The organism is Embleya sp. AB8 (genome assembly GCF_049739465.1).
Classification (GTDB): domain Bacteria; phylum Actinomycetota; class Actinomycetes; order Streptomycetales; family Streptomycetaceae; genus Embleya.
Window position 1 is genome coordinate 17,566 of sequence record NZ_JBMHHY010000001.1, and the last position, 13,179, is coordinate 30,744.

Below are 13,179 nucleotides of genomic sequence, written 5' to 3' on the forward strand. Positions count from 1 at the left end.
GTCCTCCCGCGCGAAAGCCGGTTCAGCCCGCTCGAAACTGGATACGAAGCTTCGGCCGATCGTGGACCTCGACGAAGACGACGGCGTCATGGACGACATCGACCTTGATCACCGTGTCGTCCTCGGCCGAGAGCCGGACCAACCGGTGGCCGGGACCGTACGGTTCCTCGGGCTCGGGAGCGGTCCGGAAGCTCTGGCAGCGATCGTCCCCGCACTCGCACCAGTCGTGAAAACTCACCAGGCCGAGCGCGTCCGCCAAGGCGTGCTCCGCCTCGCCGCGCAGCAGTACGACCAACTCCGAGTGGAACTCCGGTAGGACTTCCGAAACGAGCGGATGAGCATCGTTCACGTCGGGATCCCGAATCCGTACGACATCTCCAGGTCGTCACTGGAGATCTTGAATTCTTCCAGAGCGAGCGGCCGTTGGTGGCGGTTCAAGGTCAACCGCAGTACCTGGAACAGCGGTACGCCGTCGGCCAGATGAAGTGCGGTGGCCTCGTCGGGGAGCGGCATGCGGCTGCGGACGTTCTCGGTCCAGTGGAGTTCGTGGCCGATGCGCTCCAGGGCCGCGTAGAGCTGCGGCGCGGGCGGGGGAGCGGCGTCGGCGTACGGCGTGTTCTCCAGGACCGAGAACGGCACGTACGTGCGATGCGCCTGGCGCAGCCGCCCGTGCTCCGCGGTCTGCAACTCGTCGTACGTGAACATCGGCTCACCCGGCGCCACGCGCAACATGTCCGCGAGCACGAGGGGCGCGTCGGTACGGGTCGCGACCGGCTCCTCCCGCGTGGTCCAACGGATCGCATCGGCCTCGACGTACCGCCCGTCCCGATCCCGCCGCACACCCCGCGGCCGAGTCGTGTTCGGCCGAGCGTGCGGGGAACGTACGAACATCCCACGCCCCATCAGCACCTCGACCAACCCGGCCGCCCGCAACTCGCTGATCCCCTGCCGAACCGTCGGCCGCGAGACCCCGAACTCCCTCGCCAACTGCTCCTCACTCGGCAGCGGCTGCCCGGCCGGAAACGTACCGTCCATGATCCGATCCCGCAGATGGTCCGCGATCTCCTGATACCGCGCCTTCCTACGCCCGGACTCCACGCACACCCTCCACCAACCATCCCTGGGCGGACCCCGCCCGCACACTTCCCCCGGTCAGCATCCCGCAGGACATGGCTCTTGACAAGACGTAGTACGGGTGCAAACGCTGGACCCGCCCCGCAGCCTGGGACGACAGCGTCCACATCGCGAAGCCCCCCGAACGCCGGCCGCGATTCCGCTCGCAGGGCCCACCTCGGGGCGGACCTCGGGCGTCGACCGAATGTGCGCCGCCTTCGCAAAAACGCAGAACCCGGCCCGGTGTGGGGAAATCCACGGCCCTGCCAGGGCCGGGACCAGGGCTGAAGGTCCCAAGATACGACAAAGGCCCAGACCAAGGAAAACAACCCCTGACCTGGGCCTTCGTACTTCTGAGCGGGTGACGAGGATCGAACTCGCACCACTGGCTTGGAAGGCAAGCCCGATCTTGCGGGCGGCCTGCCCAAGTCCCCACGTGGCGCCGCGCGTCCGCTCATCCCCTGAGTGCCCCCAGGCCCCCTGAGCCCCGCGCCGTTCTGGCACGCATCTGGCACGCGACGCGGGCCGAACCCCGCCCTCAAAGCGAGTGGCAGGTCCGGGGGTTCCCTCCTCGATTGGGCGTGCCCCATGCCGCAGTACCGGGCACGCCTTCGGGTGGGTCATACAGGGGAATTCTGGGGAAGTGCAGTCTTCGCGCTGAGCTGAGGGTGAGTGTTTACCTTCGCATCGCTCGGCGGCGCGGGAGCATGGTCAGGGGGCCATACGCTGGCCCGGCAGAGGGGGCCGCAGGCATCCCCACCCGGTTTTGCTCCCCATCGGCCCCCTGATCTTGCTCCAGTAGGGGTCCCCGCCGATCGGCGCGAAGGTAAAGACTCACCCGCGGCGGAGCTGACCCATGTTGATCGCCTGGTTGGGCTGGGGGCTGCGCCGAGGCTGGCGGTCACGCCGCGTGCCCGGCGCGGCCCGCAGGTTAGCCGAGCATCGGCAGGCGGGACGCGTGCCCTTGATCAGATACGGCTCAATTCGACAGTGCACTGAGCCATGGGTTGCTGCCTAAGGGCTGGACACCATGCGCAATGGTTACCTGTTTGGATTCAGAAGCGATCAAAACCGAGAATCAAAAGATCTCTGACGATCAATCTCATTCGAATTCGAGAATATTTGGAGAATATGCCAAAATCGCACACCCTGCTCTGCGTGATCTGTCATCGTCCTCGCATGAGTCGACGTAATCTCCTGCCGGGAGACCCACTGCCCTACGGTATGAGCGCTCCCCGAGTCGTGAACGTGACACCTGAGATGGCGCGGAGTATTCTCGCTCGCGACTTTGACAATCGTCCGATCGATACAAGCGTTGTCATTATGATCGCGGAAGAAATAACCCGCGGCGATTGGCAGGTGACGCATCAGGGCCTGGCATTTGATGGTGATCTGGCGACGGGGCGCCTGATGGATGGCCAGCACCGACTGAGGGCCATTGTCAAGTCTGGTGTTACGGTACCGATTCTAGTCTTCGAGAATGCGCCTCCCGAAAGCTTCTCGGTCCTTGATACTGGAAAGCGGCGATCAGCCGGAGATGTTTTGTTCCTGAAGGGGCACAAGGACGCCACACTGCTTGCTGCAGCCGTTCGACATGCCCATCTTTTCGCGAATATTCCGGACAGTTCATGGGTCGGTGCTTCATCTCGGCTGACTAATAATCAGGTGCTCGATATTCTAGCTACGGATGAAAAGGCCTTCAAGGAAGCGGTCGCTATTGGCAGACTGCTGCATCAATCCATCGGGATTATCCCTACAGCTGGCGCGACCGGATACTACTTGACGGTTAGAGAGGCTCGTACGGTTGATCCAAAGCCGTGGGTTCACGGCTTGCTCACTGGTGCTGATCTTTCGATTGGCGATCCAAGGTTGGCTCTCATTAAAGTTCTGGCCGTGTTGCGGCGCGGCTCAAGTGTGCGGCGCCGTACCGATAATCGTGCGCAACTTGGCCTCTATATTAAGGCGTGGAACGCTTGGGCTTTAGGGCGAGAGGCGAGGGCTTTGCGCTTCCAGGAAAAGGAAAAGATGCCTAGCCCTGTGAAATTGAAAGCAAGAAAAGGTAGGTCTGGAGAAGAAGTTGCGTGAGTACTCTTCGTGGTCTGCGTAGGTAGACCCATTGTCTGAGAGTCGGGGCAGTGACTACGCGCCAGCGAGGTCGATGAGGGTCGGCGTCGGGCGGATCGTGTGGGCTGCGGTCTCCATGTCTGTGAAGTCAGTTGGGCTGAGTGAGCCTGGGCATGGGGCGATGAGGGGTTGGTTCCACGCGACACGTGAGGGTCAGGGCTTTGTGCTCGGTACTGCATTTACCTGCCGGTCGAGGTAGTGCCGCCATGTTTCCTGCGAGATTTCTCCTGCGACCGATCCTTGGTCCAGGCCGCCTGATGGTGGCTCGGCCGGTAGCGTCGCGGTGTGGCTACTGACGATGACGCTTCCTCCGCATGGGTCGTTCATGGCGAACAGATCATCTATGACAACGAGTGGATGCGCGTCTTCCTGACTGACGTCGAGCTGCCTGATGGGGAGCGGTTCGAGCATCATGTGATCTAGCTGCATGCCGCGGCGATGGTGGTGCTGATCGATGATCAGGATCGGGTGCTGATGATGTGGCGCCATCGGTTCATGGCGGACCGGTGGGGATGGGAGATCCCCGGTGGCCTGGTCGATCTCGGCGAGGGTCCCGAAGACGCCGCGTTGCGCGAGCTGCTGGAAGAGACGGGCTACCGGCCTACGACCTCTCGGCACGTGGTGCGGTTTCAGCCCACGGTCGGCATGGTCGATTCGTGACATGACGTGTTCGTGGGCGAGGGGCTACCAAGGTTGCCGAGCCGACCGAGACCACCGAGGTGGCGCGCATGAAGTGGGTACCCCTTGCCGACATCCCGAGCCTGATCGCCAAGGGGCGGATCTGGAACTCGGGCGTGCTGGCTGGTCTCCTGCACGTGTTGGCCACCCGTGGGGGCGCCAAGCTTGACGAGTCGTCAGAGTCGTTCTGACAGACGGACGAGGCGGCGGCGCGAGCGGGCCGATGCGGTCACGGTGCTCAACTCCTTTGCCTCGTTCCAGTGGACGCGGGTTTCTTCGGTGCGGCCGTGGGCGATCAGTGCCCCGGTCAGGTCGCGCCGAAGACCCGCCTCCGCGCGTGAAGCCGCGCATGCCAGCCAAGGCGTTCGTCAGGGTGTCGATGACCTCGGGGTCGCCGAGGTGGACGAGGCAGGATCCGCGCAACCTGGCCAGGTGCGTGAGGTTGGGGGCCGGGAAAGGGAAGGTCCGGGTCGTTCGGGTCCGGTGGCGGTGCTGCCGCGGCCGAGTCCATGGAGTTGATCGATGCGGCCCCGTTGCCCAAGGCCGCGCGTACCTAGGATTCGGCGCGGTACAGCCAACTCCGGGTCAGGGAAGGCAGCCGTGACCAGTTCTCGCCATGGGCGTATCGGATGAGTTGCAACGCTGGCTCGGCCTGCCCCAACTCCAGCAGTACGTACGCCGGTTCGGCCGTTGCGAACGCCAGGATTCTCAGGTCTTCCGTAACGCTTGCTGCGGCCTTCGCGTGCTCGAAGTGCCCCCACGACTCGTGGAGCGATTCGGTGTCGACTCCTTGCCACCCCGCCAGGCCGGCCCGCAGCTCGGCAGCATCGCGTGCTTGAGCGACTGCTCGAACTGCCTTATGTGCGCGCTCATCTCGTCGGCCACGATGGCGGCGCCCAACCGGCGATCCTTCAATCGGATGGCGTTCGCCTGGAACTCGAGTAGCGCCAACATCTCGTCATCGACAGCGCGGGCGTTCTCCAGCCGCGTCATCAGTTTCGCGTGCCGCGCCCTGCGGTGAACTCTCAACGCACGGTAACCAAAGCCAGATGCCCTGAAGGTGGCGATGCTGTGCGAAATACGAGCCTGCAATCGCTGGTGTGGTTGGCCCGGGCAGCGACGACCCGCAATGGTGTCTCAAACGAATGGCACGGAACTCCGCTGATCCCGTATCCGCTCATCATCGGAAAAATCTTCGAATTGGTGGCGGTGGACCGCCAAGTCGGCGAACGGGTACTGGCGTTATACGATCGGGACAACGTGCCCGCCGGCGGCACGCTCTCGGACCCCCGGGTAGCCATGATCGGCTTCTCGGTTCACCGGGACCCGGAATCGCCTCGGTTGACGGTGGCTCTCGCGTGCGACGCGACTTACCGCACCCGCTGTTCCGGGCTCAAGGGGTTCTCCTGGACCCTGCACCGGACCTGGGCGCGCGACGAGCGTCCGACTCCGGTCTGACCCAAGCTCGGCCGGAGATCTTCCGTCACCTCCGGCCGATAAAGAGAACTCCCCGCCTCTGGACCATGGGCGGGGAGTTCTCGCGTGCCGGGAGTCCGGTCACGCCGTCCGGAATTGGGTCCGAAGTTTCGGGCGGCCGATGACTTCGACGTAGACCACGGACTCATGGACCAAATCAAGGTTGATCATGGCGTTGTCGTCCTCCCCTAGAAGGGCGATCATGCGATGGCCAGGGCCGTACGGGCCTTCGGGGGCTGGTGCTGCCCTGAAGCTCTGGCAGAAGTCGTCCTTGCAGTTGCACCAATCGTGGAAGCGCACCATATGGAGATCGCCCGCCAACGAATGCTCGGCCTCGTCGTGGAGGAGCCCGATCAACTCGAGGTAAAGCTCTGGTAGGACGTCCGAGACGAGTGGGTGGGGTTCGTTCACGATGAGATCCCAAATTCGTACGTGATTTCCAGGTCGTCACTCGGGATCTTGAATTCTTCGAGTGCGAACGGTTTGTCGTGCTGATTGAATGTCAGGCGCAGTATCTGGAAGAACGGTACGCCGTGGACCAGGTGTATGGAGGTTGCCTCGTCCGGGCTGGGCGTGCGGGCGCGAATGCTTTCGGTCCAGTGCAGAGCGTGGCCGAGACGTTCGAGTTCGGTACACAGGGCGGGTGCCGGCGGTGGTGCGGACTCGGTGAAGGGTGTCCCGATGAGTCGCGAGAATGGGATGTAGGTTCGGTGGGCCTGGCGCAACCGTCCGCGCTCTGCCGTTTGTAACTCGTCGTACGTGAACATCGGTTCACCCGGCGGGATGCTGAGGAGATCGGCGAGTGCCATGGGGGCGTCCGTGTGCGTGGCGGTTGGCGTGTCGGCGGTCGTCCATCGGACGGCGACCGACTCGATGTAGCGGCCCTCGCGATCCTTGCGGACCTCTCGTGGGCGGGTCATGTTCAGGCGGGGCTTGGGGGAGCGGACGAACATTCTGCGATCCATCAGCACCTCGACCAAGCCGGCGGCGCGAAGCTTGGCGATGCCTTGGCGAATGGTTGGGCGGGGGAGGCCGAACTCTTTGGACAGGATTTCTTCGGATGGGAGCGCCCGGCCGGCGGGGAAGGTCCCGCTGACGATGCCCTCCCGCAGGTAGTCCGCCACCTCCTGATACTGCGGATTGCGCGGCGACTTCTCCACGGCCCTGCTCCTTTCCTGCTCACCTTGTGGTTCCGGGCAGGTCGTTCACTCGAAGCGACTCGTAAGACCGGCATCTCGACGGTGCGTAGTACGGATACCAGGCTGGATACACCCGTACTACGGATGCTCGGCCGAACCCTGTGAAGCACGTCCCGTGACCGTCGAAGGCGCGCTCCTGAGGTGGCTCGGGATGGTTCTCCCGGTTCAGGGGCGCTTACGAAGTTGGTTACTCCGGTGGCCGCCCTCGACGCGTCGATGGGCGTGGCCGAGGCACATCAAGGAAGGCAGGAGACCCCGGTCCGGGCCGACTTTGGCGGGTCCTTCGCACCGGGGCCGCTTCCCGTCCGAACGACCAGTGATCTTCGAAGGGGTTGTCCTCGTGCGAAATGGTGCATACCAGGTTCGGGCGCGTCGGTACAAGCGCGCTGGCGGCCGTCCAGCTCACGGTTGCGACGGCCGGGCTCCGGTGCCGGCTGTTCTCGATCCGGCCCGGGTGCGACGTGGCCGGCCGAAGTCGTCGGGGGCCATCGGGCTGTGGCAGCAGGATCCGGTGATGCGGATCGACGAGACCTTCGGCTACACGTATCCCAGGATCCTGCGCGTCCGACGGCGCGGCCCTGACTCCGCTGTCACGATTGCGCTGCTGCCCGGTCAGACGCCGAAGGACGTCGCCGATCACGTGCCGGGCATCGCCCATACGTGGCGAGTTTCTCGTGTCGCGACCTCGTCGCCGGGGCGCGGTGTCGGGGTCCTGCGGGTCTGCTTCGACAAATCCTGGAGCGGATCCGCTTCGGTGCCCTGAACATCACTGAACTGCCCACCTGGGAAGGGGCGTTGGAGGTATCGACGGCTCGCGGGGCGCATGCCGCCGCGTCTGCAACGAGGGCGAAATGGAGCGATTCATCGGACGACTGGTCGTCGGGAGTCGGATTTGCTTTTCGTACGAAGCGAGCCGGTCGGGACCTTCGTGTTCCGGCCGATGTCTCGCCCGACGAGGGCCACCGTCGACTCCACTCGAATCGGACCTTTGGTGAGAAATATCTCGCCGATCCCACGGTCCTCTCGGCGGGATCGGGCGGCTCGTGGTCGCGATCGCGGAGCCCGCCTCGGACCGCGTTTCAGGAGACGGCCGATTTTCGATGGCTTGCAAAGAGGCGCGGGTCGGACCCGTAGGGGGAATCCGCAGCCCTGTCACGGACACTGCCAGGGCTGAAGGTCCCGAGATACGACAAAGGCCCAGACCAAGGAAAACATCCCCTGACCTGGGCCTTCGTACTTCTGAGCGGGTGACGAGGATCGAACTCGCACCACTAGCTTGGAAGGCTAGGGCTCTACCATTGAGCTACACCCGCAGCTGGTGTGGCGTGCACGTGGCGCCTAGGTTAGCGGATTGGTGCGCGGCCAGTGCAGACTCTAGCGTGTCGTCCTCTAGACTTCATCGGGCGCCACGGGGCGTAGCGTAGTGGCTAGCGCGCCTGCTTTGGGAGCAGGAGATCGGGAGTTCGAGTCTCCCCGCCCCGACCACCACACCGTGAACCCGCCGCAGGATGGATCGGTACCACCGGTTCTGATCCTTCAGTGTGCCGTCAGGCAAGATGCACAGGCCCGGAAGAACAGCCCGCAGCAAGGAGACCCTTACCGTGAAGAGCGCCGTCGAGACGCTGAACCCGACCCGGGTTCGGCTCACCGTCGAGGTTCCCTCCGAGGAGCTGAAGCCCAGCCTCGACGCGGCGTACAAGAAGATCGGCAAGCAGGTGACGGTCCCGGGCTTCCGTAAGGGCAAGATCCCTGCGCGCATCATCGACCAGCGCTTCGGCCGCGAGGCCGTCTTCGTCGAGGCGTTCGATGACATCCTCTCCACGTCGTACGGCAAGGCCGTCGAGGAGAACGAGCTGCGCGTCCTGGGCCAGCCCGAGGTCACCGAGGTCACCGACGTGACCGAGCTGGCCGGCGGCGCCGATCTGAAGTTCACCGCAGAGGTCGACACCCGTCCCGAGATCGAGCTGCCGGACTACTCCGGCATCGAGGTCGAGGTCGATGACATCACCGTCACCGACGAGGACGTCGCCGAGAAGATCGAAGAGCTGCGTGACCGCTTCGGTGCGCTGAACACCGTCGAGCGCGCCGCGGCCGAGGGCGACACCGTCGTCATCGACATCGAGGCCAAGGTCGACGGCGAGGTCCTGGAGGACGGCGTCGCCAAGGCGATGTCGTACCAGATCGGTGGCGACACGATGTTGGACGGCCTCGACGCCGCCGTCATCGGCGCGTCGGCCGGCGAGACCAAGACCTTCGACACCGAGCTCCAGGGTGGCAGCGCCGCGGGCTCGACCGCCGCGGTGTCGGTCCTGGTGACCACCGTCAAGGCCAAGGAGCTCCCCGAGCTCGACGACGACTTCGCCCAGCTGGCCAGCGAGTTCGACACGCTGGACGAGCTGAAGGCGGACCTGCGCGAGAAGCTCGACCACCAGAAGCTGCACGACCAGCAGAACGAGGGTCGGGACAAGGTTCTGGAGGCCCTCCTCGAGCAGATCGAGGTGCCGCTGCCGGAGAGCATCGTCACCGAGGAGATCGAGCAGCGTCGCGGTCAGCTCGAGCAGCAGCTCGGCATGATGGGCATGGACCTGGCCAAGTGGCTGGAGATCCAGGGCCAGACCGCCGAGGAGTACGAGGCCGAGCTCCAGGACAGCGTCCGCAAGGGCATGCGCGCCCAGTTCGTGCTCGACGAGGTGGTCAAGAAGGAGCAGCTCTCCGTCAACCAGGAAGAGCTGACCCAGCACCTCATCCAGCGCGCGCAGCAGTCCGGCATGAGCCCGGACCAGTTCGCCCAGCAGGTCATGCAGTCCGGCTACGTGCCGGTCCTGGTCGGCGAGGTCGCGCGCGGCAAGGCGCTCGAGGTCATCGCCAAGGGTGCCAAGGCCAAGGACGCGTCCGGCAACGAGGTCAGCCTCGGCGTCGACCTGCACGCGGACGACCACGAGGGCCACGACCACGCGGAGGCCGAAGCAGCCCCGGCTGCGGACGAGGCCACGGAGGAGAAGGCCGAGGCCTGATCCCCCGCAACACCGGCGACACCCGCAATACCGGCGACACCCGCAACACCCCACAACCGGGCCCGGCCCCGCTTCGGCGGCGACCGGGCCCGGTTGTGTGTCGGGACGCTCGGACATCCATCCCTAAGCCGCGGACCCGCGATGCCGCGGACCCGCGATGCCGCGGACCCGCGATGCCGCGGACCCGCGATGCCCCGGACCCGCGATGCCCCGGACCCGCGAAGCCCCGGACCCGCCACGCCCCGGACCCGCCACGCCCCGGACCCGCCACGCCCCAAAGCCCCAAACCCGCAGGGCCTCATGCCACCGAGGCCCCAAACCCCCGAACCCGCGACGCCCCGACCACCAGGCACTCCGACCACCCGCCCCCCGCCGCCCGGGCACGCGCGTATGCGCGCCGAGCCTCCCGCCGGATGCCCGCCGGACGCCCGCCCCCTCCCGGCCGTCCCCCGACGACCTCCAGGCCACCCCGAGCAAGCCTCCGCCACGCCTCCGCCGCGCCTCCGCCACAGCTCCACCGCGCCTCCGCCCCCTCCACCCCCGTCGCCCGACCCGCGCGCGATTACCCCGATGGCCGGTTGATATCGGCCTGCTGCGCTCTGGGCGAACAGTCCTGAGTCTGGGATGGCCTGCGCCGATCCGCGCGTTAGGGTCGCTGTACGAAGGGGGTCACCCGCCATGAATGCAGGTGTCTCCCGAGGTCGACTTCGTGACGGCTCGGGATTGCCGTCGGAAACGAGCAGGTGGATACGTGACGAATCCGCAGATCGTGACTCCGGGGCTCGCGGTGCCCACTTCGCGTGCATCTCAGCCGGGTGGGATGGGGCTCGACGACCAGGTCTACAACCGGTTGCTGCGCGAGCGGATCATTTTCCTCGGCTCGGTGGTCGAGGACCAGATCGCCAACGCGATCTCCGCCCAGCTCCTGTTGCTGAACGCGGAGGACCCGGAAAAGGACATCTGGCTCTACGTCAACTCGCCCGGTGGCTCCATCACCGCCGGCATGGCGATCTACGACACGATGCAGTGGATCAGCAACGATGTCGCGACCGTCGCGATGGGCCTGGCCGCCTCCATGGGCCAGTTCCTGTTGACCGCCGGAGCCCCCGGCAAGCGCATCGCGCTGGCCAACTCCGAGATTCTGATGCACCAGCCGTCCGCCGGCCTCGGCGGTTCGGCGTCGGACATCAAGATCCAGGCCGAGCAGTTGCTGCGCACCAAGCGCAAGATGACTCGCCTGATCGCACACCACTCCGGGCAGAGCCCCGAGAAGATCGAGCACGACTCGGACCGCGACCGCTGGTTCTCCGCCGAGGAGGCCAAGGAATACGGCTTGGTGGACCACGTGGTTCGCAGTGCGGCCGAGGTTCCCAACACCGGCAGCACCAGCTGATATCGACGACCGAGCCCGCGTTCGGTCGTCCGGATCACCGAGTCGAGTCCGCAGTCCCGGAGGGCTGAGATTTCCATGAATGACAACCTGTTCCACCGGCCCGAGGGCCTGGCATCGAGGGCCTCGCGCAGCGCCGAGAGCCGTTACGTACTCCCGCACTTCGTCGAGCGCACCTCGCAGGGCGTGCGCGAGTACGACCCCTACGCGAAGCTCTTCGAGGAGCGCATCATCTTCCTGGGCGTCCAGGTCGACGACGCCTCCGCGAACGACGTGATGGCGCAGCTCCTGACGCTCGAGTCGATGGACCCCGATCGAGACATCTCGATGTACATCAACTCGCCCGGCGGGTCCTTCACCGCGTTGACCGCGATCTACGACACGATGCAGTTCGTGCGTCCCGACATCCAGACGGTGTGCATGGGCCAGGCGGCCTCCGCCGCCGCCGTTCTGCTCGCCGCGGGAACTCCGGGCAAGCGAATGGCGCTGCCGAACTCCCGCATCCTCATCCACCAGCCGTACAGTGAAACCGGGCGCGCGCAAGTCAGCGACCTGGAGATCCAGGCTCGTGAGATCCAGCGCATGCGCACCATGCTGGAGACGATGCTCGCGAAGCACAGCACCAGGCCGATCGAGCAGGTTCGCGACGACATCGAGCGCGACAAGATTCTGACCGCCGAAGAGGCGCTCGCATACGGCCTCATCGACGAGATCACCGCACCTCGGAAGGTCGTCGGCTAGTGCCCCCGCCCGGTCGGCGGCTTGCCGCCGACCGGACAACGGTTACCGGTTGATGGTCAAAACCGGGGGATCGGAGATTCCGGCGGGGTACCGTCGAAAGACCAGGCACCAGGTCCGGTACATCCGGGGCCCAGGCGAAGGAGATGCACCTCGTGGCACGCATCGGTGACGGTGGCGACCTGCTCAAGTGCTCGTTCTGCGGAAAGAGCCAGAAGCAGGTGAAGAAGCTCATTGCCGGTCCGGGTGTCTACATCTGCGACGAGTGCATCGACCTGTGCAACGAGATCATCGAGGAGGAGCTCTCCGAGTCCTCCGAGTTGAAGTTCGAGGAGCTTCCCAAGCCACGGGAGATCTACGAGTTCCTCGACGGCTACGTGGTCGGGCAGGAAGTCGCCAAGAAGGCGCTCTCGGTAGCGGTGTACAACCACTACAAGCGGGTCCAGGCCGGCGAGTCCGCCAAGGCCTCCCGTGACGACGGTGTCGAGCTGGCCAAGTCGAACATCCTGCTGCTCGGCCCGACCGGCTGCGGCAAGACGCTGTTGGCGCAGACCCTGGCGCGGATGCTCAACGTGCCGTTCGCGATCGCCGACGCCACCGCGCTGACCGAGGCGGGCTACGTCGGCGAGGACGTCGAGAACATCCTGCTGAAGCTGATCCAGGCGGCCGACTACGACGTCAAGAAGGCCGAGACCGGGATCATCTACATCGACGAGGTGGACAAGATCGCTCGCAAGAGCGAGAACCCGTCGATCACGCGGGACGTGTCCGGCGAGGGTGTCCAGCAGGCGCTGCTGAAGATCATCGAGGGCACCACCGCGAGTGTGCCGCCGCAGGGCGGGCGCAAGCACCCGCATCAGGAGTTCATCCAGATCGACACGACGAACGTGCTGTTCATCGTGGGCGGCGCGTTCGCCGGTCTGGAGAAGATCATCGAGGGCCGGGTCGGCCGCAAGGGCATCGGCTTCGGCGCGCAGATCCGCTCCAAGCGCGATGTGGAGAGCGCCGACTCGTTCGCCGACGTGATGCCCGAGGACCTGCTCAAGTTCGGCATGATCCCCGAGTTCATCGGCCGGCTCCCGGTGCTCACCTCGGTGCACAACCTGGACCGCGAGGCGCTCATCCAGATCCTCACCGAGCCCAAGAACGCGCTGGTGAAGCAGTATCGCCGGCTGTTCGAACTGGACGGCGTGGAGCTGGACTTCGAGATGGAGGCGCTGGAGGCGATCGCCGATCAGGCGATCATGCGCGGCACCGGCGCGCGTGGCCTGCGGGCGATCCTCGAAGAGGTGCTCCAGTCGGTGATGTACGAGGTGCCGTCCCGCAAGGACGTGGCCCGCGTCGTGGTCACCGACCAGGTGGTGCTCAAGCACGTCAACCCCACGCTCGTCCCGCGCGACGTGGTCAAGCGCGAACGGCGCGACAAGAGCGCCTGACCCGGGTGCCC

15 protein-coding genes and 2 tRNA genes are annotated in these 13,179 nt (G+C 65.5%); 11 read left to right on the plus strand and 6 right to left on the minus strand.

Features of this window, described 5'->3' with window-relative positions; all coding sequences use genetic code 11:
- Positions 1-22: 22 nt before the first annotated feature.
- Both ABIA38_RS00080 and ABIA38_RS00085 read right to left on the minus strand, forming a co-directional pair.
- Positions 23-349: a hypothetical protein gene (locus ABIA38_RS00080; RefSeq protein ID WP_424636242.1), complete on the minus strand. Its 327-nt coding sequence runs from the start codon at positions 347-349 to the stop codon at positions 23-25.
- Positions 346-1,098 carry a GntR family transcriptional regulator gene (locus ABIA38_RS00085; RefSeq protein ID WP_424636243.1) on the minus strand — a complete coding sequence of 251 codons (753 nt, stop codon included), beginning with the start codon at positions 1,096-1,098 and terminating at the stop codon, positions 346-348. The genes ABIA38_RS00080 and ABIA38_RS00085 overlap by 4 nt, the downstream gene beginning before the upstream one ends.
- A 1,194-nt stretch (positions 1,099-2,292) precedes the next feature.
- Between ABIA38_RS00085 and ABIA38_RS00090 the strand changes: the two genes are divergently transcribed.
- The 4 genes from ABIA38_RS00090 to ABIA38_RS00105 all read left to right on the plus strand — a co-directional run bounded on the left by ABIA38_RS00090 (position 2,293) and on the right by ABIA38_RS00105 (position 4,106).
- Positions 2,293-3,198: a hypothetical protein gene (locus ABIA38_RS00090; protein ID WP_424636244.1), complete on the plus strand. Its 906-nt coding sequence runs from the start codon at positions 2,293-2,295 to the stop codon at positions 3,196-3,198.
- 324 nt (positions 3,199-3,522) lie between these two features.
- Positions 3,523-3,660 carry a hypothetical protein gene (locus ABIA38_RS00095; RefSeq protein WP_424636245.1) on the plus strand — a complete coding sequence of 46 codons (138 nt, stop codon included), beginning with the start codon at positions 3,523-3,525 and terminating at the stop codon, positions 3,658-3,660.
- 15 nt (positions 3,661-3,675) lie between these two features.
- Positions 3,676-3,897: an NUDIX hydrolase gene (locus ABIA38_RS00100; protein WP_424636246.1), complete on the plus strand. Its 222-nt coding sequence runs from the start codon at positions 3,676-3,678 to the stop codon at positions 3,895-3,897.
- Positions 3,898-3,965: 68 nt separating this feature from the next.
- The gene (locus ABIA38_RS00105; protein WP_424636247.1) at positions 3,966-4,106 is read left to right on the plus strand and encodes a hypothetical protein; all 141 of its coding nucleotides are present in this window, start codon (positions 3,966-3,968) and stop codon (positions 4,104-4,106) included.
- Between the two features lie 517 nt (positions 4,107-4,623).
- Here the strand turns inward: ABIA38_RS00105 and ABIA38_RS00110 are convergent.
- A complete protein-coding gene (locus ABIA38_RS00110; protein WP_424636248.1) occupies positions 4,624-4,908 on the minus strand; it encodes a hypothetical protein in 285 nt (94 codons plus the stop codon).
- A gap of 78 nt (positions 4,909-4,986) precedes the next feature.
- On the opposite strand from ABIA38_RS00110, the gene ABIA38_RS00115 reads away from it, so the two are divergent.
- Positions 4,987-5,373, plus strand: a complete 387-nt coding sequence (locus tag ABIA38_RS00115; protein ID WP_424636249.1) for a hypothetical protein — start codon at positions 4,987-4,989, stop codon at positions 5,371-5,373.
- A 99-nt stretch (positions 5,374-5,472) separates the two neighbouring features.
- On the opposite strand, the gene ABIA38_RS00120 is transcribed toward ABIA38_RS00115, so the two are convergent.
- Entirely contained in the window at positions 5,473-5,802 is a 330-nt protein-coding gene (locus tag ABIA38_RS00120) for a hypothetical protein (protein WP_424636250.1), read from the minus strand.
- Positions 5,799-6,551, minus strand: a complete 753-nt coding sequence (locus tag ABIA38_RS00125) for a GntR family transcriptional regulator (RefSeq protein ID WP_424636251.1) — start codon at positions 6,549-6,551, stop codon at positions 5,799-5,801. The genes ABIA38_RS00120 and ABIA38_RS00125 overlap by 4 nt, the downstream gene beginning before the upstream one ends.
- A 553-nt stretch (positions 6,552-7,104) precedes the next feature.
- Here ABIA38_RS00125 and ABIA38_RS00130 point away from each other — a divergent pair.
- Positions 7,105-7,353 carry a hypothetical protein gene (locus ABIA38_RS00130; RefSeq protein WP_424636252.1) on the plus strand — a complete coding sequence of 83 codons (249 nt, stop codon included), beginning with the start codon at positions 7,105-7,107 and terminating at the stop codon, positions 7,351-7,353.
- A 479-nt stretch (positions 7,354-7,832) separates the two neighbouring features.
- Here the strand turns inward: ABIA38_RS00130 and ABIA38_RS00135 are convergent.
- Positions 7,833-7,903: transfer RNA gene (locus ABIA38_RS00135), tRNA-Gly, on the minus strand.
- Positions 7,904-7,999: 96 nt separating this feature from the next.
- Between ABIA38_RS00135 and ABIA38_RS00140 the strand changes: the two genes are divergently transcribed.
- The 5 genes from ABIA38_RS00140 to clpX all read left to right on the plus strand — a co-directional run bounded on the left by ABIA38_RS00140 (position 8,000) and on the right by clpX (position 13,168).
- Positions 8,000-8,075 (plus strand) — tRNA-Pro (locus ABIA38_RS00140).
- A gap of 116 nt (positions 8,076-8,191) precedes the next feature.
- Positions 8,192-9,604 (plus strand): trigger factor, encoded by a 1,413-nt coding sequence (tig, locus tag ABIA38_RS00145; RefSeq protein ID WP_424636253.1) that lies wholly within the window; start codon positions 8,192-8,194, stop codon positions 9,602-9,604.
- Between the two features lie 682 nt (positions 9,605-10,286).
- The gene (locus tag ABIA38_RS00150) at positions 10,287-10,997 is read left to right on the plus strand and encodes an ATP-dependent Clp protease proteolytic subunit (protein ID WP_424636254.1); all 711 of its coding nucleotides are present in this window, start codon (positions 10,287-10,289) and stop codon (positions 10,995-10,997) included.
- A gap of 75 nt (positions 10,998-11,072) precedes the next feature.
- Positions 11,073-11,735, plus strand: a complete 663-nt coding sequence (locus ABIA38_RS00155) for an ATP-dependent Clp protease proteolytic subunit (protein WP_424636255.1) — start codon at positions 11,073-11,075, stop codon at positions 11,733-11,735.
- 152 nt (positions 11,736-11,887) lie between these two features.
- On the plus strand, positions 11,888-13,168 hold the full coding sequence (gene clpX / locus ABIA38_RS00160) for an ATP-dependent Clp protease ATP-binding subunit ClpX (protein ID WP_360304477.1): 1,281 nt from the start codon (positions 11,888-11,890) through the stop codon (positions 13,166-13,168).
- Positions 13,169-13,179 lie beyond the last annotated feature (11 nt).